The 23,039-nt window shown below is 72.2% G+C and carries 17 protein-coding genes; 10 read left to right on the top strand and 7 right to left on the bottom strand.

Features of this window, described 5'->3' with window-relative positions; genetic code table 11:
• The first annotated feature begins 22 nt into the window (after positions 1–22).
• Both VFZ39_RS14075 and VFZ39_RS14080 read left to right on the top strand, forming a co-directional pair.
• Complete coding sequence (locus tag VFZ39_RS14075; protein ID WP_330866402.1) at positions 23–2,521, top strand: AMP-binding protein; 2,499 nt, start codon at positions 23–25, stop codon at positions 2,519–2,521.
• 93 nt (positions 2,522–2,614) lie between these two features.
• Positions 2,615–4,405 carry an acetyl/propionyl/methylcrotonyl-CoA carboxylase subunit alpha gene (locus VFZ39_RS14080; RefSeq protein ID WP_330866403.1) on the top strand — a complete coding sequence of 597 codons (1,791 nt, stop codon included), beginning with the start codon at positions 2,615–2,617 and terminating at the stop codon, positions 4,403–4,405.
• Positions 4,406–4,448: 43 nt separating this feature from the next.
• On the opposite strand, the gene VFZ39_RS14085 is transcribed toward VFZ39_RS14080, so the two are convergent.
• From VFZ39_RS14085 to VFZ39_RS14105, 5 genes are all read right to left on the bottom strand, one after another.
• Entirely contained in the window at positions 4,449–5,243 is a 795-nt protein-coding gene (locus tag VFZ39_RS14085) for a DeoR/GlpR family DNA-binding transcription regulator (RefSeq protein WP_330866404.1), read from the bottom strand.
• Between the two features lie 62 nt (positions 5,244–5,305).
• The gene (locus tag VFZ39_RS14090) at positions 5,306–6,208 is read right to left on the bottom strand and encodes a carbohydrate ABC transporter permease (RefSeq protein WP_330866405.1); all 903 of its coding nucleotides are present in this window, start codon (positions 6,206–6,208) and stop codon (positions 5,306–5,308) included.
• Positions 6,209–6,223: 15 nt separating this feature from the next.
• Complete coding sequence (locus tag VFZ39_RS14095; protein ID WP_330866406.1) at positions 6,224–7,135, bottom strand: sugar ABC transporter permease; 912 nt, start codon at positions 7,133–7,135, stop codon at positions 6,224–6,226.
• Between the two features lie 27 nt (positions 7,136–7,162).
• The gene (gene ngcE / locus VFZ39_RS14100; protein ID WP_330866407.1) at positions 7,163–8,581 is read right to left on the bottom strand and encodes an N-acetylglucosamine/diacetylchitobiose ABC transporter substrate-binding protein; all 1,419 of its coding nucleotides are present in this window, start codon (positions 8,579–8,581) and stop codon (positions 7,163–7,165) included.
• Between the two features lie 110 nt (positions 8,582–8,691).
• A complete protein-coding gene (locus tag VFZ39_RS14105; protein WP_330866408.1) occupies positions 8,692–10,629 on the bottom strand; it encodes a DUF5107 domain-containing protein in 1,938 nt (645 codons plus the stop codon).
• A gap of 77 nt (positions 10,630–10,706) precedes the next feature.
• Between VFZ39_RS14105 and VFZ39_RS14110 the strand changes: the two genes are divergently transcribed.
• The 7 genes from VFZ39_RS14110 to VFZ39_RS14140 are packed head-to-tail and all read left to right on the top strand — an operon-like array spanning position 10,707 to position 17,496.
• Positions 10,707–11,621 carry a sugar isomerase gene (locus VFZ39_RS14110; protein WP_330866409.1) on the top strand — a complete coding sequence of 305 codons (915 nt, stop codon included), beginning with the start codon at positions 10,707–10,709 and terminating at the stop codon, positions 11,619–11,621.
• On the top strand, positions 11,618–12,523 hold the full coding sequence (locus VFZ39_RS14115) for an ROK family protein (RefSeq protein ID WP_330866410.1): 906 nt from the start codon (positions 11,618–11,620) through the stop codon (positions 12,521–12,523). Before VFZ39_RS14110 ends, VFZ39_RS14115 begins: the two co-directional genes overlap by 4 nt.
• A 10-nt stretch (positions 12,524–12,533) precedes the next feature.
• Positions 12,534–13,673, top strand: a complete 1,140-nt coding sequence (locus tag VFZ39_RS14120) for an N-acetylglucosamine-6-phosphate deacetylase (RefSeq protein ID WP_330866411.1) — start codon at positions 12,534–12,536, stop codon at positions 13,671–13,673.
• A complete protein-coding gene (locus tag VFZ39_RS14125; protein ID WP_330866412.1) occupies positions 13,661–14,593 on the top strand; it encodes a hexose kinase in 933 nt (310 codons plus the stop codon). Before VFZ39_RS14120 ends, VFZ39_RS14125 begins: the two co-directional genes overlap by 13 nt.
• Positions 14,590–15,429 carry a class II fructose-bisphosphate aldolase gene (locus tag VFZ39_RS14130; protein ID WP_330866413.1) on the top strand — a complete coding sequence of 280 codons (840 nt, stop codon included), beginning with the start codon at positions 14,590–14,592 and terminating at the stop codon, positions 15,427–15,429. Before VFZ39_RS14125 ends, VFZ39_RS14130 begins: the two co-directional genes overlap by 4 nt.
• A gap of 28 nt (positions 15,430–15,457) precedes the next feature.
• A complete protein-coding gene (locus VFZ39_RS14135) occupies positions 15,458–15,967 on the top strand; it encodes a PH domain-containing protein (RefSeq protein ID WP_330866414.1) in 510 nt (169 codons plus the stop codon).
• Positions 15,964–17,496, top strand: coding sequence for a PH domain-containing protein (locus tag VFZ39_RS14140; protein WP_330866415.1), 1,533 nt, complete (start codon positions 15,964–15,966; stop codon positions 17,494–17,496). Before VFZ39_RS14135 ends, VFZ39_RS14140 begins: the two co-directional genes overlap by 4 nt.
• A gap of 16 nt (positions 17,497–17,512) precedes the next feature.
• Here VFZ39_RS14140 and VFZ39_RS14145 read toward each other — a convergent pair whose 3' ends face one another.
• Positions 17,513–18,757 (bottom strand): hypothetical protein, encoded by a 1,245-nt coding sequence (locus tag VFZ39_RS14145; RefSeq protein WP_330866416.1) that lies wholly within the window; start codon positions 18,755–18,757, stop codon positions 17,513–17,515.
• 103 nt (positions 18,758–18,860) lie between these two features.
• Here VFZ39_RS14145 and VFZ39_RS14150 point away from each other — a divergent pair, with 103 nt between their 5' ends.
• Entirely contained in the window at positions 18,861–22,262 is a 3,402-nt protein-coding gene (locus VFZ39_RS14150; RefSeq protein ID WP_330866417.1) for a pyruvate carboxylase, read from the top strand.
• On the opposite strand, the gene VFZ39_RS14155 is transcribed toward VFZ39_RS14150, so the two are convergent.
• The coding region (locus tag VFZ39_RS14155; RefSeq protein ID WP_330866418.1) for a hypothetical protein at positions 22,252–23,039 on the bottom strand (788 nt) is incomplete at its 5' end. The genes VFZ39_RS14150 and VFZ39_RS14155 overlap by 11 nt on opposite strands.

Here is a 23,039-nt window from a genome sequence, read left to right on the forward strand (position 1 = left end):
GCTAACCTCATACACTCCGAGGGTGGCGTCGCTGCTCACCTCCCCCGAGGTCCTCGTACAACCGCGTGTCCTCGACCTCCGCGCGCACGGTGACCACACCGCGATCCACACCGCGTCCGACCGGCTCACCTATGCGGAGCTCGCGGACCGGGTCGACGAGACCGCCTCCCTGCTCGGTGCCACTCGGCGGCTGGTCCTGGTCGAAGGTCGCAACACGGTCGAGTCGCTCACGACGTACCTCGCCGCCCTCACCCACGGCCACGTCGTGATGCTGGCCCCCCCGGGTGATCCCGCGCGAAGGCTCGCGGACGCCTGGGACCCGGACGTCGTGGCCGGCGAGGCGGGCCTGCGCGAGCGGCGTGAGGGAACGGCGCACGACCTCCACCCCGATCTCGCGCTTCTGCTCAGCACCTCCGGGTCGACCGGCTCCCCCAAGCTGGTCCGGCTCTCGCACGACAATCTCCGCGCCAACGCCGCGAGCATCGCCGAGTACCTCGGACTCACGCCCGCCGACCGCGCACTCACCTCGTTGCCGATGCACTACTGCTACGGCCTCTCGGTCGTGCACAGCCACCTGCTGGTCGGCGCCGGCCTCGTCCTCACCGACCTGTCGGTCGTCGACGAGTGCTTCTGGCGACTGGCCGAGAGCCGTGAGGCCACGTCGTTCGCGGGCGTCCCGTACACCTTCGAGCAGCTCGAGTGCTCGGGGTTCGCCGACCGGGCGCTTCCCTCGCTGCGGTACATCACCCAGGCCGGTGGCCGGATGCCGCCCGAGCGGGTCGCGCGCTGGCGCGACGTCGGTCGGCGCGCCGGCTGGGACCTGGTCGTCATGTACGGCCAGACCGAGGCGACCGCCCGGATGGCCTGGCTCCCGCCCGACCTGGCCGACGCGCACCCGGACGCGGTGGGGATACCGATCCCGGGCGGCTCGTTCCGGATCGAACCGGTCGCCGACATATCCGAGCCGGGAGTCGGCGAGCTCGTGTACGAGGGTCCGAACGTGATGCAGGGGTACGCCGACCGCCCGGCGGACCTCGCTCGCGGAGCCGAGCTCGTCGAGCTCCGTACCGGCGACCTGGCCCGCGAGGTGGACGGTCTGGTGCGGATCGTCGGCCGCCGCGGCCGTCACTCGAAGCTGTTCGGACTGCGGATCGACCTCGACCACCTCGAGGCGCAGGTCGATGCCGAGGTCCACTGCGTGGTCGTGGACGACGCCCTGCACGCGTTCACCGACCGCCCCCGGACCACCGAGCGACTGGCGCGCGCGCTCGCCGCAGCCTCCGGCCTGCCGCCCAGCGCGATCCGGGTGACGGCGCTGTCGACGCTTCCCCGCACGACCACCGGCAAGCCCGATCGCGGGGCCCTCGCCGCCCACGCCCGGCTGCTCGACCGCGCCGGCGGGTCCGACGACGGTCCGCCCACGCCCGAGCTGCTGCGTGAGGAGTACGCCGTCGTGCTGGGTCGCCCCGACGCGGCGACCACCGACTCCTTCGTGGATCTCGGCGGCGACTCCTTGTCCTACGTCGAGTTCGCGACCCGGCTCACCGAGCGGCTCGGCGACCTCCCGACCGACTGGCACACCCGGCCGATCGCCGACCTGGCGACCGCCGCCCAGACCACGCGCACCGGCTCGCGGCTCGACACCAGTGTGGTGCTGCGAGCCGCGGCGATCGTCCTGATCGTCGGGAGTCACGCGAACCTCTGGATGGTCATGGGCGGCGCTCACCTGCTGCTCGCCGTCGCCGGCTGGAACTTCGCCCGCTTCCAGCTCTCCGCGGAGACGCGCGTGGGTAGGCTCCGGCACGGCCTGACGTCGCTCGGCCAGCTGGTCGTTCCCACGAGCCTCTGGCTGGGGCTGGTCGGCATCATGGGCGGCTACTACGCGCCCGCCACCGTCGGGTTCCTCAACCAGGCCCTGGGTCCGGACGACTGGAGCCGGCAGTGGCAGTTCTGGTTCCTGGAGGCGATGGTCTGGACCTCACTGCTCGTGCTCGTGCTGCTGGCGGTTCCGGCAGTCGACCGGCTGGAGCGGCGGGCGCCGTACGGGTTCGCTCTCGTCGCCGTGCTGACCGGCCTCGCCGTCCGTTTCACGTGGGTGGGCCTGGAGGCCTCCGGCGGGACCTCTCGCTACACGATCGGCGTCGTCGCCTGGTGGTTCCTCGTGGGCTGGCTCGCGGTCCGGGCCGACACCTCACTGCGCCGGTGGACGGTCGTGGTGCTCACCGCCGTCGGCACGCTGGGCTACTTCGGCGACCTCTCCCGCGAGGTGCTCGTCATCGGCGGGATCGCGCTGCTCGTTCATGTCCCGGTGCTTCGAGTGCCGCGTCGCCTGGTGGCGCCGATCTCCACCCTCGCGTCGGCGTCGTTGTTCATCTACATCACGCACTGGGTCGTCTACCCGCCGCTCGAGGACAGCGTCCCGGCGCTCGCGACGCTGCTGTCGCTCGCGGTCGGCATCGGCTACTGGCGCCTGATGCGCCCGCTGCAGCGTCATCTGGGGCGACTCGCGCACCAGGCGTGACCCCGACCGCCCAGCCGAACGCCCAGCTGGGTGTCCGGCCGCGTTCCAGGAGTCGCCGAGGCCCGTCCCGACCGGGGCGATACGCTGCCGAGCGTGGCTGAGACGACTCCTGTCGAGAAGGTGCTCATCGCCAACCGCGGCGAGATCGCGGTGCGGGTGATCCGGGCCTGCAAGGACTCCGGGATCGGATCGGTCGCGGTGTACGCCGACCCCGACCGGGACGCGCTCTTCACCCGGCTCGCCGACGAGGCCTACAGCCTCGAGGGCGCCACGCCGGCCGACTCCTACCTCGACATCGAGAAGATCCTCGCGGTCGCGAAGCGGTCCGGGGCGGACTCCGTGCACCCCGGCTACGGCTTCCTCGCGGAGAACGCCGACTTCGCCCAGGCCGTGCTCGACGCGGGCCTGGTGTGGATCGGACCCCCGCCGAGCGCGATCGAGAACCTCGGCGACAAGGTCAGGGCCCGCCACATCGCGGAGAAGGTCGGGGCGCCGCTCGCGCCGGGCACGAAGGACCCGCTGGAGAACGCCGACGAGGCCGTGAAGTTCGCCGAGGAGCACGGGCTTCCGATCGCGATCAAGGCGGCCTTCGGCGGCGGTGGGCGGGGGCTCAAGGTCGCCCGCGAGATGAAGGACGTGGCGGACGCCTTCGACTCGGCGGTCCGGGAGGCCGTGACCGCGTTCGGCCGTGGCGAGTGCTTCGTCGAGAAGTTCCTCGACCAGCCGCGCCACGTCGAGACCCAGTGCCTCGCCGACCAGCACGGCAACGTGGTGGTCGTGTCCACCCGCGACTGCTCGCTGCAGCGCCGTCACCAGAAGCTGGTGGAGGAGGCGCCGGCGCCGTTCCTCACCGAGGACCAGGTCGCGCGGCTGTACGACTCCTCCAAGGCGATCCTGCGCGAGGCCGGCTACGTCGGTGCCGGCACCTGTGAGTTCCTGGTCGCCAAGGACGGCACCATCTCCTTCCTCGAGGTCAACACCCGGCTCCAGGTCGAGCACTGCGTGTCCGAGGAGGTCACCGGGATCGACCTGGTGCGTGAGATGTTCCGGATCGCGGCGGGCGAGGAGCTCGGGTACGACGACCCGGAGGTCCGCGGCCATGCGATCGAGTACCGCATCAACGCCGAGGACGGCGGCCGCAACTTCATGCCCGCCCCCGGCACCCTCACCCGCTGGCACGCACCGTCCGGTCCGGGCGTGCGCCTCGACGGCGGGTACGACCAGGGCGAGACGATCCCCGGCTCGTTTGACTCACTCATCGCGAAGCTGATCGTCAGCGGCCGCGACCGCACCCAGGCGCTCGAACGCTCGCGCCGGGCGCTGGACGAGTTCGTGGTCGAGGGGATGCCGACCGTGATCCCCTTCCACCGCGCGGTCCGCGACGATCCCGCCTTCGTCGGCGCCTCCCAGCCGGGCGGCACCGGCGACTTCACCGTCTACACCACCTGGATCGAGACCGACTTCGACAACACGATCGAGCCCTACGCCGGCGATGCCGTCGACGCGGACGAGCCAGCCGAACGGCAACGGGTCACCGTCGAGGTCGGCGGCAAGCGGATCGAGGTCGTGCTGCCCGGTGGGCTGGGCGGCCTGGCTGGCGGCGGGGCCGCTGGTGGGTCAAAGAAGCCGCGGCGGGCGGCCGGCAAGAGGGCCGGCGCGGCGGCGTCCGGCGACGCGGTCACCAGCCCGATGCAAGGCACCATCGTCAAGGTCGTCGTCGAGGAGGGCCAGGAGGTCGCCGAGGGTGACACGGTCGTGGTGCTCGAGGCGATGAAGATGGAGCAGCCGCTGAAGGCCCACAAGTCCGGCACCGTCACCGACCTGCAGGCCGAGATCGGAGCCACGGTCAGCAGCGGTGCGGTGATCTGCGAGCTCAAGGACTGAGCAGCGCCCCGGGGGTTCGAAACCCCCGGTGCGACCGAGCCCCTCAGCTCTGACCAGCCACGACCACCTCGACGTCCCGGGCCGCCAACCCGGCGGCCGTGTCGTCGTCTGGTGAGGCGTCGGTGAGCAACACGTCGACCTGCTCGGCGTCGCAGATCCGCGCGAAGGCCGACTTGCCGAGCTTGGAGTGGTCCGCGACCACGACGACCCGGCCGGCGCTCTCGGCGAGCTTCCGGTTGATGCTGGCCTCGCCCTCGTGAGCGGCGGTCGCCCCGTGCTCGAGGTCGAACGCGTCGACCCCGAGGAAGAGCAGGTCGACGTTCACCTGGGCGAGGGACGCGTCCGCGATCGGCCCGACCAGCTCGTAGGACTGCGGTCGGGCGACTCCGCCGAGGGCCACGATCTTGATGTGCCGGCGCACCGCGAGCTCAGTGGCGATGTTGAGCGCGTTGGTGACCACGACCAGCCCGGCATGACCGCTGTCGTCGGCCAGCTCGACCCGCCGCGCGAGCGCCCGGGCCACCTCGGTGGTCGTCGTACCCCCGTTGAAGCCGACGACCTGGCCGGCGCGCACCATCGCCGCCGCCGCCTCGGCGATCCGCAGCTTGGCATCGGCGAACCGGGTCGCCTTGTAGCGCAGCGGCAGGTCGTACGACGCCGCCGTCGGCACGGCGCCGCCGTGGGTCCGCGTCAGAAGCTGCTGGTCGGCGAGTCGGTCGAGGTCCCGTCGCACCGTCGCGGCCGAGACGTCCAGCGCCTGCACCAGCTCCTCGACGTCCAGCTTCCCGCGCTGGGACAGCAGCTCCAGGATCGCATCGAGTCGAGAGTGGCGGGACAACGCAGGCTCCTCGGGGGGACGGTGGTCGGGACATTCTGGCGGAGGACGCCGGGTTGTGGGGCCTACTTCATGGTGCCGGCCGTGAGGCCCGCCTGGATCTGGCGGTAGAAGACGAGGTAGACGATGACGACCGGGACCATGGCGATGGTCAGTGCGGCGAACAGCGTCCCCCAGTCGCCCTCGTAGCGCTGCTGGGCGAGCAGGCTCGCGATCCCCTGCGCCAGCACCGGCTTCTCCGGCGAGAGGAACTGCGGGAGCACGAACTGGTTCCACTGCCCGAGGACGTTGAAGATCCCGATGCTGAGCAGGCCGGGCTTGGCCATCGGCAGCATGACCCGGAAGAACACCCCGGTGTGCGAGCAGCCGTCGACGACCGCGGCCTCGGCGATCTCGGTAGGCAGCGTCCGGAAGAACGCGTGCATGAAGAACACCGTGAACGGCAGCGAGTACGCGACGTAGACCAGGATCAGACCGTGGTAGGTCGAGAGCATCCCGAGGCCCTGCACCACGAAGAACAGCGGTACCAGCGCCAGGAACACCGGAAACATCATCCCGGCCGCAAACACGTAGTAGATCAGTCGGTTGAAGCGGAACTCGTAGCGCGCCAGCACGTAGGCGACCATCGAGCCGAAGAGCATGGTCAGCAGCACGCCGCCGGTCACCACGATCACGCTGTTCAGCAGGTACTCGCCGACCCGGCCGCGCTCCCAGGCGTCGGAGAAGTTGGACCAGTGCCACTCGGTCGGGAGCCGCCACGGCGACCCGAAGATCTCCCGGGAGTCCTTGACCGAGGCCAGCAGCGCCCAGAGGAACGGGACGATCACGACCAGCGCCCACAGCGCCAGCACGGCGTGGGACAGTGCGGTCGCTGCGCTGTCGGCCCGCCGTCGTTCCCAGGAGGGGACCTCGCCGGCCGGTGGCGACGCCTCCTCGGGCCCCAGCTTGGGCAGGGCGGTGGTGGTCATGGTCGGGTCTCCTGCTCAGAACTCGATGCGGTCACGTCGGGAGATCCGCAGCATGATCACGGCGATCACCATCGTCAGGAAGAACAGGACCACGCCCATGGCGGAGGCGTAGCCGGCGCGCCCGAAGTTGAAGCCGTTCTGGGCGATCTGCAGCGACATCACCTGCGTCGCGTTGTCGGGGCCGCCCGGACCCGCCGTCATGACCGCGACCAACGCGTAGATGTCGAGGGCGAGGATGGCCAGGTAGACCCACGACGTCTGCACGGTGTCCCACAGCAGCGGCAGGGTCACCTTGCGGAACGTGGCAGCGCGCCCGGCGCCGTCGATCACGGCGGCCTCGAAGATCTCGCGCGGAACCGAGCTGATCGCGGCGTTGAACAGCACCAGGTAGAAGCCGACGCTGCCCCAGACCAGCACCCACATCACGCACCACAGCGCGAGAGCCGGGTCGGAGAGGAACCCCAGCGGGCCGATCCCCACCTGCCCCAGTGCCGAGTTGACGAGTCCGCGGGACGTCGGCTCGAAGATCACCGACCAGATGACCGCGATCACGGGGATCGCAAGCACCTGTGGCATGAAGAACACCAGCTTGTAGAAGCCACTGCCGCGGATCCCCTTGACGCCCGCGCTCGTCGCGCCGCCCCCGACGTTGAGGAGGAAGGCGAACAACAGCGCGAGGAACACGGTGACGGCAGGTACGAACACCAGGACCATGGCGTTGTTGCGCAACGCCCTCAGGAAGATCGAGTCGTTCAGGAGCTGCTCGAAGTTCTGCAGCCCGACGTACTCGAACTCGGGCGTGATCCCGGTCCAGTCGGTCAGCGAGTAGTGGAACGCCTGGGCGAACGGGGAGAGGACGAAGAGGACGTAGAGGATCAGTCCCGGGGCCAGGAAGCCCACGACGAACGGGTACCGGCCGTACTTCATGCTTCGCCCTCTCCAGCCGGGTGGGAATCAGGCCGAGCGCGTCCGCTTGACGGTGTTCGGGTCCTCCGCGGCCTCGTCGGCGGCCTTCTGGGCCCGGCTGACGAACTCGTCGGCGTCGATCCGGCCCGCGGCCAGCTCGGCGACCGCCGACCCGATCTTGGGCTCCATCGGGGTGTACCACTTGTTGTAGTAGTAGTTCCAGTTGTTGTCACCGCCGCTGTCGATGATCGCGATCGCGGAGGTCGCACCGGGTGTGAGCTCGAGGCCCTCGGTGGCGCCGTCCACCACGGTCGGAGCCGCCGTCAGCTTGGTGAACTCGGCCGCGCCCTCCTTGGAGAGCATCTGCCGCATGTACTCGAGACCACCGGGAACGTTCTGGGCCTTGGCCGGCACGATGAACGCCTCCGCGGCCTCGACCCGCCCGCAGTCGAAGGGAAGCGTGGCGCCGTCGAGCAGCGGGGTCGGGGACACCGTTGTCTCGAACCCCTCCGGCGCCACCTCCTTCTGCTCGTTCTCGAGCCACGACCCACAGGTGATGAAGGCGGCCTTGTGCTCGTTCCACGCGGTCTGCGACTGGATGTGGTCCAGACCTTCGGTGCCCTCGAGCATGTAGCCCTTGGACTTGAGCTCGGCGATCGCCTCCGCTGCCAGCTTCATGGACTCGTGCTCCCACGCGCCGGGCTCGAGGGAGTCGATCGCGTAGGCGACCTCGGGCCCGCCGTGCTTGACCGCGAGGTCCCACAGCAGCTGCTCGATGTAGTAGGGGTACTTGCCCTGGTGGGCGAGCGGGGCCATGCCCGTTCCCTTGATCTCCTCGCACAGCGCGAGGAAGTCGTCCCACGTCTCTGCCGGCTCCCAGCCGTTCTCGTCGAACAGCGCCCGGTCGTACCACAGCCCGTAGACCTGCAGCGCGTAGTTGAGGACCAGCGGCTTGCCGTCGTACTCACCGGACTCGATGGCGACCGGGTTGAGGGTCTCCTCGACGGTCATGCCGTCGAAGCCGAGCGCGTCGGCGGCGAAGAGCTCGCTCAGGTCGGCCAGCTGACCGGTGTCGGCGAGGGTCGAGATCGGCATCGCCTCCGCACCCGCGTTGTCGAGGACGTCGGGCGGGTTGCCCGCGTTGAAGAGCGGCTGCATCTGCTGCCGGATGTCGGTGATCGCCTTGTGCGAGATCTCCGAGTCCGGGAACACCTCGTTGTAGAGACCCTGGTGGAACTTGGCGTACTCGTCGCCGTAGCCGCCGTCGAAGATCACCACCGACAGCGGGGCCGTCGCCTCGACGCCGAACGGGTTCTCGTCGGTTCGCTCGCCTCGGTTGTCGTCGGTGTTGCCACCTCCCGACGACGCGCACGCGTTCAGGAACGTGGAGCCGCCGGCCACCGCGACGGCGGCGACGCCGGCTCGCTGCAGGAAGATCCGGCGGGACTGAGGGACGGGATGGGGCATCAGTTTCTCCTTGGGGGTGACCGTGGGCTATGCCCGGTGGGTCGACCCTAGAATGTGTGGACTTGATAGATCAAGACCCAATTCGATCACGTTCGATCATCACGTCGTCGTCACGGGGACATCCGGAAGTCGAGCCGCTCCGGCACCGTCGATCCGGGGTGGAGGTCTCGCCACAGGTCGCCGATCGACCGGTCGCCTTCCGCGAGGTCCTCGACCTCCAGATCTACCAGCAGCGCCGCCGCCGCGTCACGCGACCCCGCCGCCGCCAGCGCCCGGGCCTGCTGCAGGCGAGTCCGACCGTGGTCACGAACCGAGCGCGGTGACGTCTCGATCACGGCGAGACAGGCCTCGGGACGCCCGGCCGCGAGCAGCAGGTCGAGCTGCTCGGTGACCAGCGGCCGACACGTGGGGTCGAGGGAACGCGCCCACTCGAAGTGCTCGGCCGCGCTCTCCGGATCGCCTCGGTCGGCCGCCAGCAGCGCGAGCCCGCGGATCGCAGGCACGGTCGGGCGTGCCTCGACGCTGCGGCTGTACGCCGCCTCCGCCGCCTCGCGGTCCCCGCTGCTGTGGTGGCGGACCGCCCGGGCGTGGTCGAGCCACCAGTGGGGCCCGAGCTGCGCGCCGGCAGCGGTCAGTACCGCGGCCCACCGGTCGGAGACGGGCGGCACCGGAAGCCGGTCCGCCGTCTGCTCGAACCGGTCCCAGTCGCCTACGACGAGCGCGGCCGCCGGCACGCTGTCGTCGTCCACCTCCGGGAACGGCAGGGCCGACGACGGCTCGATGCCCCGGAGCAGCTGCTCCACGCGACCCCAGCCCGACCCGACCGCGAGCACCTCGTCGACTGGGTCGTCGGCGAGGTCGACCCGCCAGGCCGCGTGCCGCGCCTCGAGCTGCTCGGGCGGCACCGCAGCGTGCACCTCGCGGCGTGCGTGGGTCGCCGCCTCGGCGTACGGGCCGGTGACCAGGGCGGGATCGAGGTCGACCGCGCCGAACGCCTCGGTCCACGCGACCTCGCCATGACCCGGAATCACGTCGTGCTCGAGCTGGGTCGGGCAGTAGCCGGCCTGGATCTCGGCGTAGGTCGCACCCGGACCGCAGAGCCACTCCTGCCACCGATGCCCACCCGGGCCGTGGCCCCAGAGGAACAGCTTGCGGCCCCGCAACGCGGCGGTGCTGGACTGCGCGACTCCGTGGCCGTCCGGCTCCACCGCCACGATGTGGCGGCCCTCCCGGCCGACGACGTCGAAGAAGTAGTCGGCCGCGAGCCAGGACGCGGCCGGTCGACTCACGTCGAGATCCGGGGCGTCGGGGTGCGGGAAGCTGACCTCGCCGAGCTGTCCCTCGTAGTCGGTGCGCCAGGCGGACTCGGCCTCCACCAGCACCCGGGTGCCCTCCGTCTGGGGAACCGCGATGTTGGTCCACGAGTAGAGCGGCTTGTCCTCGGGGTCCGGGTTGAGGACCCGGGTCGAGGCGAGCAACCGGTCGCCGCCGGCAGGGATCGAGAGGTCGACCTGGAGCACCAGGTCCCGCGTGCGCTCCCACTCCCAGAGCCGCACCACATCGCCGTCCGGCCGGTGCAGCACCCCGACGTGCACCGGGCGGCAGCTGGTGGGGGCGTGGCCGGTGCTGCCGAGGTTCCACTCGATGCCGCCGGCGAACCAGGCACCGGTCAGGCCGAAGCTCGCGGGCTGGAGGACGGGGTTGACGAACAGCAGCTCACGGCCACGCGCGAGGTCGGTGAGCGACCAGACCCGGCCGCCCAGGCTAGGCAGCACCACGGCACGCAGCAGCCCGTTGTCCAGCGCCACGGCCGGTAGCCGTGCCGGGACGGCCACGCGGTCGTAGCCGTCCTGCACCGGGTACGGCAGCGGGGACCCCAGCCGCCCGTACGCCGCCCGCCGGCGGATCTCGGCCGGCACGCCCTGCCCGGGCTCGGTGTCGGGCAGCACCCGCAGCGGTGTGAGCGCCGGCAGCGGGCTGGGCGAGCCGAAGCCGGCCGCCGACACCTCTAAGGCGGTCCGACCGGCGCGTGCAGGGTGCCCGGACATGACCTTACGGTTGCGTGTTTCTGATCGTTGAGTCAACAGTCTTGCCACTTTCGATCATCCGCGCCTACACTCCCCGCGTGAACTCGACCGATCTGCTGCCCGGGGCCGGAGCCCATCTAGCGGCCGAGCTGGCCACCCAGCCGGACGACTGGGTGACGGCGCGCGAGGTCGCCCAGACCCACGCGGGGCTGCTCCCCCAGCCCGGCGAGCGGGTCGCGATCATCGGCTGCGGGAGCTCGCTGTACGTCGGCCACGCCGTGGCCGCCAAGCGTGAGGCTGCCGGGCTCGGCGAGACCGACGCCTGGCCGGCGGGTGACTCGGTCCCCGATCGTCCCTACGACCGGGTCATCGCGATCACCCGCTCCGGGACCACGACGGAGATCCTGCAGGCCCTCGACCGGCTCGACGGCCGAGTGCCGGTCACCGTCATCACCGCCGACCCCTCCTCACCGGTGGCCGAGCGGGGCGACGTCATCTCGCTGGGCTACGTCGACGAGCAGTCGGTCGTGCAGTCGCGCACCATGACGACCGCGGTGGCCATGTTCCGATGGCACCTCGGCGAGGACCTGACCGCGGCCGTCGACGAAGCCCGCGAGGTGCTCACGCTCGACGACGACTGGTTCGACGAGGTCCGGGCCGTCGAGCAGATCAGCTTCGTCGGCGCCGGCTGGACCTACGGCCTCGCCGAGGAGGCCGCACTCAAGCTCAAGGAGTCCACGCAGGCCTGGACGGAGTCCTGGCACCAGTCGGAGTACCGGCACGGCCCGATCTCGATCGCCGAGCCCGGCCGGGCGGTGTGGGTGTTCGGACCGACGATCGCGAACTTCGAGCGTGACGTGCGCGCGACCGGCGCCACGCTGCTCCACTCCGACCTCGACCCACTGGCGGAGTTGTTGAAGGTCCACCGGCTGTGCCTGCTGCGCGCAGCCGACCGCGGCTTGGACGCCGACCAGCCACGGCACCTGACGCGATCCATCATCCTGGACTCATGACCCTCGCGCTCGCCCTCGCCATCGACGTGGGCGGCACCACCCTCAAGGGCGAGCTCGTCGACCCCGAGGGAGCGGTGCTCGCGGCCCGCACCGCGCCGACGCCTCGGGGCAACGAGGCTCGCGACGCCATCGCGGCGCTCGGGAACGGCCTGCTGTCGGAGACCCGTGCCGGCGCTGTCGTCGGCGCGGGTGTCGTCGTGCCGGGGGTGGTCGACCCCGCGGCCGGTGTCGCGACGTACAGCGCGAACATCGGGTGGCGCGACCTCGAGCTGGTGGAGTCGCTCGGCGCGGCCTGGTCGCTGCCGGTCCGGATCGGCAACGACGTCGCGGCCGGCGGCGTCGCCGAGCACCGCACCGGCGCCGGGCGCACGGTCACGGACCAGGTGTTCGTGCCGATCGGCACCGGGATCGCCGCGGCCCTGCTCTCCGGTGGCCGGCTGGTGTCCGGCGACGGCGGCGCGACCGCAGAGCTCGGTCACGTGGTGGTCCGACCCGGCGTCCGGTGCCGCTGCGGCGCCGACGGCTGCGTCGAGGCCTGGGCGTCCGCAGCGGCCATCGCGCGCCGGTACGCCGAGCTGGCGGGCCGGCCGGTCGCGGGGTCGAAGGACGTGGCCGACCGGCTCGACGGGGACCCGGTGGCCAGGCAGGTGTGGGCCGACGCGGTCGAGGCGCTCGCCGACGGCCTGTCCACGGTGGCCCTGCTGTTCGGGCCGGCTCTGGTGGTGATCGGCGGCGGGCTCGGCCACGCCGGCGAGCGGCTGCTCGCTCCCCTCCGCGACGCCGTGGCCGAGCGTGCTCGCGTGGTTCCCGCACCGCCGCTCGCCATCGCGGAGCACGGCTCCCGGGCGGGCGTCGTCGGTGCTGCCATGCTGGCGCTCGACGGCTGGAAGGCGGAGACGTGAGCGGGGTTGCATGACCACCGTGCTGTCCGGGACCGTCGTCACCCCGGCCGAGGTCATCGCCGACGGAGTGGTCGAGGTTCGCGGCGACCGGCTCGGCTACGTCGGCCCGCGCCCCGGCTGGAAGGGACAGCCGCCCGACGCCGTCGGGCTGCTCGTGCCCGGCTTCGTGGACATCCACTGCCATGGCGGCGGCGGGCACGCCGTCACCTCGACCGACCCCGCGGCGATCGCGGCCGTCGCCGCCCATCACCTCGAGCGCGGGACGACCAGCATGCTGGCCAGCCTGGTCAGCGCGCCGCCTGACACGATCACCGCACAGGTCGCAGCGATCGCCGACGTGGTCGAGGCGGGCGGTACCCCGATCGTCGGCAGCCACCTCGAGGGGCCGTGGCTCAGCCCGGCGCGGTGCGGCGCCCACGACCCGGCGGCACTGGCCGAGCCGGACGCCGACGCCGCACGGACGTGGCTCACCGCGGGCCGCGGCACGGTCCGGATGGTGACGATCGCCCCCGAGCTGCCCGGGACCGCCGCGGTCTCGGCCCTGCTCGAGGCCGAGGGGGTCATCGCAGCCCACGGCCACAGCGACGCCGACGCCGCCACGTTCGCGGCCGCGTTGCGGGCCCGGCGCACGCCGCTGGTGACGCACCTCTTCAACGGCATGGCCCCGCTGCACCACCGCGCGCCCGGCGCACCGGGTGCGGCGCTCCGCGAGCTGGCCCGCGGCGCCGCGACGGTCGAGCTGATCGCGGACGGGGTCCACCTCGCCGACGAGACCGTGGGCATGGTCTTCGACGTCGCCCCGCGAGGCCACGTCTTGCTGGTCAGCGACGCGATGGCCGCGGCCGGGCTGCCCGACGGCGACTTCGAGCTCGGTTCGCTGGCGGTTCGCGTGACCGACGGGGTGGCGCGGATCGCCAACGGCTCGATCGCCGGCGGCACGTCCCACCTCGCCGATCTGGTGCACCGGTGCGTGACGGTGACCGGGCTGGACCCGGTGCCCGTGATCGCTGCCGCCAGCACCACCCCGGCGTCCCTGCTCGGACTGACCGACCGAGGTGCTCTCGCGACCGGGCTGCGCGCCGACCTGGTCACACTGGACGACCACTGGCATGTCACGCGGGTCATGCGGGGCGGCGCGTGGGTCGACTGATCCTCACGGTCACGCCCAATCCGGCGTACGACGTGAGCTACACGACCCCGGTCCTCGAGCCGGGCGAGGTCCACCGCGTCTCGACCGTCCACCGACGACCGGGCGGCAAGGGGGTCAACGTGGCGTCGGTACTGGCGGCGATGGGTGAGCCGGTGATGGCGACCGGCTTCGCGACCGAGGAGTTCGCCGGCGATGTGAGGAGGCTCGGTGTCCGAGCGGACTTCGTCGAGGCCCTCCCGCACGTGCGCAGCACGGTCGCTGTGTACGACGGCGACCGCACCACCTCCTTGCTCGAGGCGGGCGTCGCTCCGACCGAGCCCGCCACAGCGGAGTCGGCGCTGCGTGAGCGGGTCCGCGCCCTGCTCCCGGAGGTCGGCTGCGTCGTCGTGTCCGGGAGCCTGCCGCCGGGGGTGACCACGACGTTGCCGGCCGACCTCGCCCGGCTGGCAAACGATCACGGCGTGCCGTGCCTGGTCGACACCTCCGGAGCCGCGCTGGCCGCCGCCGCCGACGTGCCCGGGGTCGCCCTCTCGCCCAACGCCGACGAGCTCGCCGAGCTGTGCGGGTCGGTGACCGACGTCGTCCTGGCCGCGCGGTCGCTGGTCGACCGCGGCGCCGGCATGGTGTTCGCGACCCGTGGCGACGAGGGGATGCTGGTCGCCGCGGCCGACGGGTGCTGGTTCGTGCCCGCGGTCGCCGCCGTGTCCGGCAACCCGACCGGGGCGGGCGACGCCGCCTCGGCCGCGATCGCACGCGGCCTGGCCGCCGGCGAGTCGCCGGCGGAGATCGCCGAGGACGCCACGGCGCTGGCGGCGGCGGCGGTCGTTTCCGCAGTGGCCGGCTCGGTCGACCCCGCGCGCTATGCGGCGTACCGGGTCGGGGTCGTCGCCCGGCCCGTGACCGCCGAGGGCGCGACATGACCGGGGCGAGCATGGCCGACCTCGCCCGCCGCGCGGCCGACGCGGGCGCTGGGATCGGCGCCTTCAACGTGATCCAGCTCGAGCACGCCGAGGGGATCGTGACCGGCGCCGAGCAGGCTGGGCGGCCGGTCGTCCTGCAGGTCTCTGAGAACACCGTGGCCTACCACGGCGCGCTCGCACCGATCGCCAACGCCTGCTTGACGATCGCGCGACAGGCCTCGACCGAGGTCGTGGTCCACCTCGACCATGCCCTGCGGCTCGACCTCGTCCGAGAAGCGATCGACCTCGGCATCCCGTCCGTGATGTACGACGCGTCGGCGATGCCGCACGAGGAGAACATCGCCGCCACGCAGTCGGTCGTCTCGGCCGCCCACGCGGCCGCCGTGTGGGTCGAGGCGGAGCTCGGCGAAGTGGGTGGCAAGGACGGCGTCCACGCGCCGGGCGTACGAACCCGCCCGGGCGAGGCTGCGGCGTACGTCTCCGCCACCGGCGTCGACGCACTGGCCGTGGCGGTCGGGTCCTCCCACGCGATGCTGACCCGTGACGCCGAGCTCGACGACGACCTGATCGCACAGATCGCAGCCGCGGTGCCGGTGCCGCTGGTGCTGCACGGTTCCTCGGGTGTCCCGGACGAGGGCCTGCGCCGGGCGGTCGCGCACGGCATGCGCAAGATCAACGTCGCGACCCAGCTCAACAAGGTCATGGCCGCGGCGGTCCGCGAAGCCTTGGCCGACCCGGCCCTGGTCGACCCACGGAAGTACCTCGGCCCCGGTCGCGCCGCCGTCTCCGCCGAGGTCGCCAGGCTGCTGACCCTGCTGGCGCCTTCACCGTACTGACGACGTGTCCGCACCGTAGGGTCTGAGCGTGACTTCTTCCAGCGCCCCGGGAGCCGCGCGACGGCTGCGGGAACCGGCCGAGCGGGTGAGCCCGCGGGCCCGCCAGATGTGGACGGTCGTGGCGCTGGCGAACAGCGTCTTCACCTACGGCGTGCTGCTCGTGGTGGCGCTGGTCTGGGACGTGGTGCCGGTGACGTGGTGGGCGGCGGTGCTGATCGCCCTGGCCTTCGCGGCGTACTCGTTCCTCATGCCGCGGTGGAGGTACGCCGTGCACCGCTGGGAGGTCACCGAGACGGCCGTGTACACCCAGACCGGGTGGTGGTCGATCGAGCAGCGGATCGCCCCGATGTCGCGGATCCAGACCGTCGACTACGAGGAGGGCGCGATCGCCCGACTGTTCCGGCTCGCATCGGTGACCGTCACGACCGCGTCGGCCGCCGGTGCCCTCCAGATCGTGGGCCTCGACCGCGACCTGGCCCGCAGCCTGGTCGAGCAGCTGACCAAACGTGCCGACGCCGTGCCCGGTGACGCCACGTGAGCGAGCCCTTCCCGGTCGGTCCCCCGCAGGGCCCTCCCCCCGAAGCGCCGCCCGACTCCCCCTGGCAACGGCTCGACCCCCGGATGCTCTTCGTGCACCCGGTGCGGGAGATCGTCAAGTTCCTACCGGTCCTGGTCGGCCTGTTCCTCGCGAGCACCGCGGCCGAGCGAGGCACGTACTTCCAGGCGTTCGTCATCGTCATCCCGATCGCGATCGGGATCGTCCGCTACGCCACGACCCGCTACCGGATCCACGACGAGCGGGTCGAGCTACGGCGTGGCCTGATCAGCACCCGCCTCACCGCGACGCCGCTGGACCGGGTGCGCACGGTCGACCTCACCGCCTCCCCCGTCCACCGGCTGCTGGGGGTCGCCACGCTGCGGATCGGTACCGGCACCGCGAGCAAGGAAGGCGAGGACGCGCTCGACCTCGACGGGCTCGGCGCCCAGCAGGCACGCGAGCTCCGGGCGGTGCTGCTGAACTCGATCGCCCGCGCCGCCCCGACCGACGCCGCAGCCGCTCCGCTGCCTCCGGGCGGTGGCGAGCGGCTGGTGGCCCGGTTCGAGCCGGGCTGGCTGCGGTTCGCCCCGTTCACGTCGGCGGGGTTCGTGCTCGCCGCCGGTGTGATCGGGGTCGGGAGCCAGGTGCTCGACGGACTCGGCTTCTTCTCGGACATCGACGGTGACGAGATCGACTCCGCGCTGGTGAGCGCCGGCGCCCTGCTCGCCATCCCCGCCCTGATGATCACCGTCGCGGTGCTGGTCGCGGTCTTCGCCGTGCTCGGTTACCTGGTGGCCAACGGCAACTTCGCACTGAGCCACACCACGCCCGACGGGTCGTGGCACGTACGCCGTGGCCTCCTGACCACCCGCGAGACGAGCCTCGACGACGACCGGCTGCGCGGCGCCGCCATCGGGGAGCCGTGGGGGCTGCGGCTGGTCCACGGCGGCCGTCTCAACGCGATCGTCACCGGCCTGAACCGCAGCGAGTCCGGCAGCTCCAGCCTGCTGCCGCCGACGCCGCGCGACCTGGTCGACCGGGTGGCAGCCGAGGTCGTGGGGACGGCCGCGCCGGTGCAGGCGGCGCTCCGCGACCACGGTCCGCGCGCCCGCGCCCGTCGCTACGTACGCGCGCTGGTGCCCTCGGCGATCGTCGCAGCCGCGGTGGTCGCCCTCGCCGTCGGCATCGGCGCGGGCTGGCTCTCGGTGCTTGCCGTGATCCCGCTGCTGCTCGGCGCCGGCCTGGCGGTCGACCGGGCCAGGTCGCTCGGTCACGGCCTGGTCGACGACTGGTTCGTCGCCCGCTCCGGCAGCCTCACCCGCAAGCGTGAGCTGCTCGCCGCCGACGCGATCATCGGCTGGAACCTCCAGAGCACCTGGTTCCAGCGCCGCGCCGGTCTCGTCACCCTGACCGCCACCACCGCCGGCGGCAGCCAGTCGGTCACCGCCCTCGACGTACCGGCACGCGACGCCGTCGCCGTCGCCGATACCGCCGTCCCCGGCCTTCTGTCCCAGTTCCTCGACGCCTGAGAGGCCCGGGGCCTCCTCAGCAGACGCCGCGCTCGATGCTCCGACAGACGTCCTGGCCGCCCTCGCCATGACCGGTGTCGGTCCCGGCGCCGCCGTCGAGCAGGTCGGCGTGCTCGGTGCCGGTCAGCTGGTCCGGGCCGTCGCTGCCGCGCGCGACCAGCGGCCCGCCGGTGATCGCCCAGACACGATCGGCCGAGGGGCCGCCGAGGTAGCGCCACCGCACCGGCCCGACCAGCCGGTGCCGCTCGAAGCCACTGATCGAGCCACGCGCCTCCACCGTCCCGGAGACGTACGTCATGCCGGACCGCTGGTCCACCGTGAACCGCGCTGCGGGCTGCTGCCCGGCGAGCAGCCGGCCGTAGAACGCGACCACGTCGTCCCCGACGCCGCCGGTGGCCGCGGCGCCGCGGCCGGGGGCGATCAGCTGGCCGAGGTAGTCGTCGCCCGGCCCGAGCCGGACGACGGTCGGCCGCTCGCTGAACGCCTCCACGAAGTCAGCGCCCTTGCCCGCGTAGATCATGTCGCGCCCCGTGCGGCTGTTGACGAGATCGTTGCCGGGTCCGGCCTCGACGAGGTCGTTGCCCTGCGTGGCGGAGTAGCCGTCGGGGTAGAGCAGGTCCGAGCCGCTACCGGCCCGGATCGTATCGTCTCCGTCGCCACCGTCGATCCGGTCGCGGAACGGCGAACCGGTGATCAGGTCGTCGTGCGGCGACCCGGTCACGCCGTGCGTCAGCGCCAGGACGATCGAGTCGGACCCGGCGCCGGTCGCCCGGCCGGTGCCCGGCGTGTCTCGCCCGGACAGGTCGACCACGACCCGGCGGCTCGAGTCGGCGAACGAGATCGTGTCGGGTCGGCGCCGCGAGTCCGCCTTCCGACGGTCGAACCCGCCGACGAGCAGGTCGTCGCCGGGTCCACCGGTGAGGACGTCGCCGAGCAGGTAGGTCCCACCCGCGCCGTCGACGAGCGCGTCGAGCCCGCCGGAGAGGTCGTCGTTGCCGCGCCCGCCCTTCAACCGGTCAGCGCCGGGTCCTCCGCAGACCAGGTCGTTCCCCCTGAGCCCATCGACCACGTCGTTCCCGCCGCGACCGGCGATGACGTCGGGCTGGCCCGTTCCCGTGATCCGGTCCGGCCCCGAGGTCCCGACGATCGTGGCCGTCCTGCCCTGGCAGGACGGCGCCGCCGCGGTCACTGCGCTGGAGGGCAGCAGCACCAGGAGGCTGGTGAGGAGCAGGGCCGGGGAGACCCACGGCAGGCGACGCATCTGATCTCCAGGGGAAGGGGGCGATCGCCCCCATGATCACCCGAGCCGTCCCGCGATCCGTCCAGCCCGGCTCCCACGGCGAGTCGCTCGATAGCGTGGGCGCATGTTCTCGAAGGTGCTCGTCGCCAACCGCGGCGAGATCGCGATCCGGGCGTTCCGTGCCGCCTACGAGCTCGGCGCGCAGACGGTCGCGGTGTTCCCCCACGAGGACCGCGGCTCCGAGCACCGGCTCAAGGCAGACGAGGGCTACGCGATCGGTGAGCGCGGCCACCCCGTCCGGGCCTACCTCGACCCGCAGGGGATCGTCGACGTCGCCGTACGCGCGGGCGCGGACGCCGTCTACCCCGGCTACGGCTTCCTGTCGGAGAACCCGGCGCTCGCGGAGGCCTGCGCCGACGCCGGCATCACGTTCGTCGGCCCGACCGCCGAGGTGCTGACACTCACCGGCAACAAGGCGCGCGCGATCGCGGCCGCCCGGGCCGCGGGCGTACCCACCCTCAGGTCGGTCGAACCGGGCACAGACGTCGACGCGCTCGTTGCCGCCGCGGACGCCCTGCTCGACGAGGTCGGCCCGACCCCGCTGTTCGTGAAGGCGGTCGCGGGTGGTGGCGGGCGCGGGATGCGGCGGGTCGACGACCCGTCCACCCTGCGCGAGGCCGTCGAGACCTGCATGCGCGAGGCGGAGGGCGCATTCGGCGACCCGACCGTCTTCATCGAGCAGGCTGTCGTCGACCCGCGCCACATCGAGGTGCAGGTACTGGCGGATGCCGAGGGCGACGTGATCCACCTCTTCGAGCGCGACTGCTCGGTGCAGCGCCGCCACCAGAAGGTCATCGAGATCGCGCCCGCTCCGAACCTGGACCCGGAGCTGCGCGAGCGGATGTGCGCCGACGCGGTGCGGTTCGCGCGCGAGATCGGCTACCGCAACGCGGGCACAGTCGAGTTCCTGCTCGACCCGGACGGCCGCTACGTCTTCATCGAGATGAACCCACGGATCCAGGTGGAGCACACCGTGACCGAGGAGGTCACCGACGTCGACCTCGTGCAGGCGCAGCTGCGGATCGCGTCGGGTGAGACGCTGGCCGATCTCGAGCTGTCACAGGACACGGTCCAGCTCCGCGGGGCCGCGCTGCAGTGCCGGATCACGACGGAGGACCCGGCGAACAACTTCCGACCGGACACGGGCCGGATCACGACGTACCGCTCGCCCGGCGGCGCCGGGGTCAGGATCGACGGCGGTACGACGTACACGGGCGCCGACGTGTCCGCGCACTTCGACTCGATGCTCGCCAAGCTCACCTGCCGCGGTCGTTCGTTCGACGTGGCCGTGTCGCGAGCACGCCGGGCGGTGGCCGAGTTCCGGATCCGCGGCGTCTCCACGAACATCCCGTTCCTGCAGGCCGTGCTCGACGACCCCGACTTCGCAGCCGGCCGCGTCACGACGTCGTTCATCGAGACCCACCCGCAGCTGCTGATCGCACGCGGCGCGGGTGACCGCGGCACCAAGCTACTGCGGTACCTCGCCGAGGTGACCGTGAACCAGCCGCACGGCGAGGCGCCGGTCGACCTCGACCCGGTGACCAAGCTGCCACCGCTCGACCTGCGGGTCCCAGCGCCGGACGGAACCCGGCAGCTGTTGCTGGACCTGGGGCCCGAGGAGTTCGCGCGCCGGCTGCGCGCACAGGACCGGGTGGCCGTCACTGACACCACGTTCCGCGACGCTCACCAGTCCCTGCTCGCCACCCGGATCCGCACCCGCGACCTCACGGCGGTCGCCGGCCACGTCGCGCGGCTGACGCCGCAGCTGTGGTCGCTGGAGACCTGGGGCGGCGCGACGTACGACGTGGCGCTGCGGTTCCTCTCAGAGGATCCGTGGGAGCGGCTCGCCGCGATGCGGCAGGCGGCGCCGAACCTGTGCCTCCAGATGCTGCTCCGCGGCCGCAACACGGTCGGCTACACGCCGTACCCGACCGAGGTCACGCGGGCCTTCGTCGAGGAGGCGGCCGGGACCGGGATCGACGTCTTCCGGATCTTCGACGCGCTGAACGACGTGGAGCAGATGCGGCCCGCGATCGAGGCAGTGCGCGCGACCGGCACCGCCGTGGCCGAGGTCGCGCTCTGCTACACCGGTGACCTCTCCGATCCGCGCGAGTCGCTCTACACGCTGGACTACTACCTCCGGCTGGCGGAGCGGATCGTCGGGGCCGGCGCGCACGTGCTCGCGATCAAGGACATGGCCGGCCTGCTGCGCGCACCCGCCGCGCGGACGCTGGTCACCGCGCTGCGCGCTCGGTTCGACCTCCCGGTGCACCTGCACACACACGACACCCCCGGCGGCCAGCTCGCCACCCTGCTCGCGGCGATCGGCGCCGGGGTGGACGCGGTGGACGCCGCCAGCGCGCCGCTGGCCGGGACCACGTCGCAGCCCTCGCTGTCAGCCCTGGTCGCGGCGACCGACCACTCCGAGCGCGACACGGGCCTGCCCCTGGAGGCGCTCTTCGAGCTCGAGCCGTACTGGGAAGCGGTCCGCCGGGTGTACGCCCCGTTCGAGTCGGGCCTGCCCTCACCGACCGGCCGCGTCTACACGCACGAGATCCCGGGCGGCCAGCTCTCCAACCTGCGGCAGCAGGCGATCGCTCTCGGGCTGGGCGAGAAGTTCGAGCAGATCGAGGACATGTACGCCGCCGCCAACGACATCCTCGGCAACATCGTCAAGGTGACCCCGTCCTCCAAGGTGGTGGGCGACCTCGCCCTGCACCTGGTCGCGGTCGGCGCCGACCCGGCAGAGTTCGCCGACCAGCCCGGCAAGTTCGACATCCCCGACTCGGTCATCGGCTTCCTCAACGGCGAGCTCGGCGACCCGCCCGGCGGCTGGCCCGAGCCGTTCCGCACCAGGGCACTGGAGGGCCGCACCTGGAGCCCGCCCGCCGAGGAGCTCTCCGAGGACGAGCGCGCCGGCCTCGCCGGCGGGCCGACCTCCCGCCGCCGTACCCTCAACCGGCTGCTCTTCCCCGGCCCCGCCCAGGAGTTCGAGGAAGCCCGCGCGACGTACGGCGACGTCTCGGCTCTCCCCACCCTCGACTACCTCTACGGCCTGCGCCACGGCGAGGAGCACCAGGTCGACATCTCCGAGGGCAAGACCGTCCTCTTCGGCCTCGAGGCGATCGGCGAGCCCGACGAGCGTGGCTACCGCACCGTGATGGCCACCATCAACGGCCAGCTCCGGCCGCTCTCCGTCCGTGACAAGAACGTCGCCTCCGAGGTCGCCGCCGCCGAGAAGGCCGACCCGGGCAAGCCGGGCCAGGTCGCCGCCCCCTTCCAGGGCGCCGTCACCGTGCTCGTCTCCGAGGGGGACACGGTCGCCGCCGGCGACACCGTCGCCACGATCGAGGCCATGAAGATGGAAGCCGCGATCACCGCGCCGACGGGCGGCACGATCGAGCGGCTCGCCATCGCCGGGACCCAACAGGTCGACGGCGGCGACCTCCTCCTGGTTATCGCCTGAGGGCGCTGTCCGCCGGTCGGATCTCGATCGCGGTCGGCATCGTGCCGACCTGCACCGTCCAGCTCCGACGTGGGCGCACGACTCGAGCCGTGACCGCGCCCGGAGTCAGTCTCCGCTCGTTCTTCGTGTCCCACACCAAGGCGTGCCGCCACAACCACAAGGTCGTCGACCCGTCCCGCTTCTGGGTCACGCAGTAGCGCACGTCCTCGGGTGCGTCCACCCGCAGACGACGCGACGTCGTCTTGTACGGCTTGCCGGGGTCACGCAGCGCCTTCAACATCGTCGCGAGCGGCTTCACCGACGGCTTGGGCTTCCATGTCCGGTCCGGGTCGCCGGACACCGACTGCACCTCCCACAGCCCGTAGTTGGACTCCGTCACCCGGTTGCTCGGGTCGGGATCGTCCAGGAACTCGTAGCGCATCAGCTGCCACCCGTGGTTGGCGAAGTCCAGCACCGCCTGGCAGTCGTACGACGCTGCCGCGTCAACAGCGATCGGCCGCGCGCCGCCCACGCGAGTCCGGCGGGTCCCGCCGAGGCTGTTCGTGTAGCCCCACTCGGAGAACGTGATGGGGTAGCCGTCGCCGAATGCGTCGTACACCCACTGCACCCGCTCCGCGCGCTTGGTGTCGGGGAAGGAGGGGGCCGGGTTGTGGTGCACGGCACACCCGTCCATGTACTTGCCGTTGCCGGCATCGGCGAGCTGACGCCAGTGGATGCCCCCGGCAGCAGCCATCCGGACGTCGTGCATGGACGGGCCGAGGACCTTCACGTGGTCCA

Origin of the sequence: Nocardioides sp. (genome assembly GCF_036374615.1) — a bacterium.
GTDB lineage: Bacteria > Actinomycetota > Actinomycetes > Propionibacteriales > Nocardioidaceae > Nocardioides.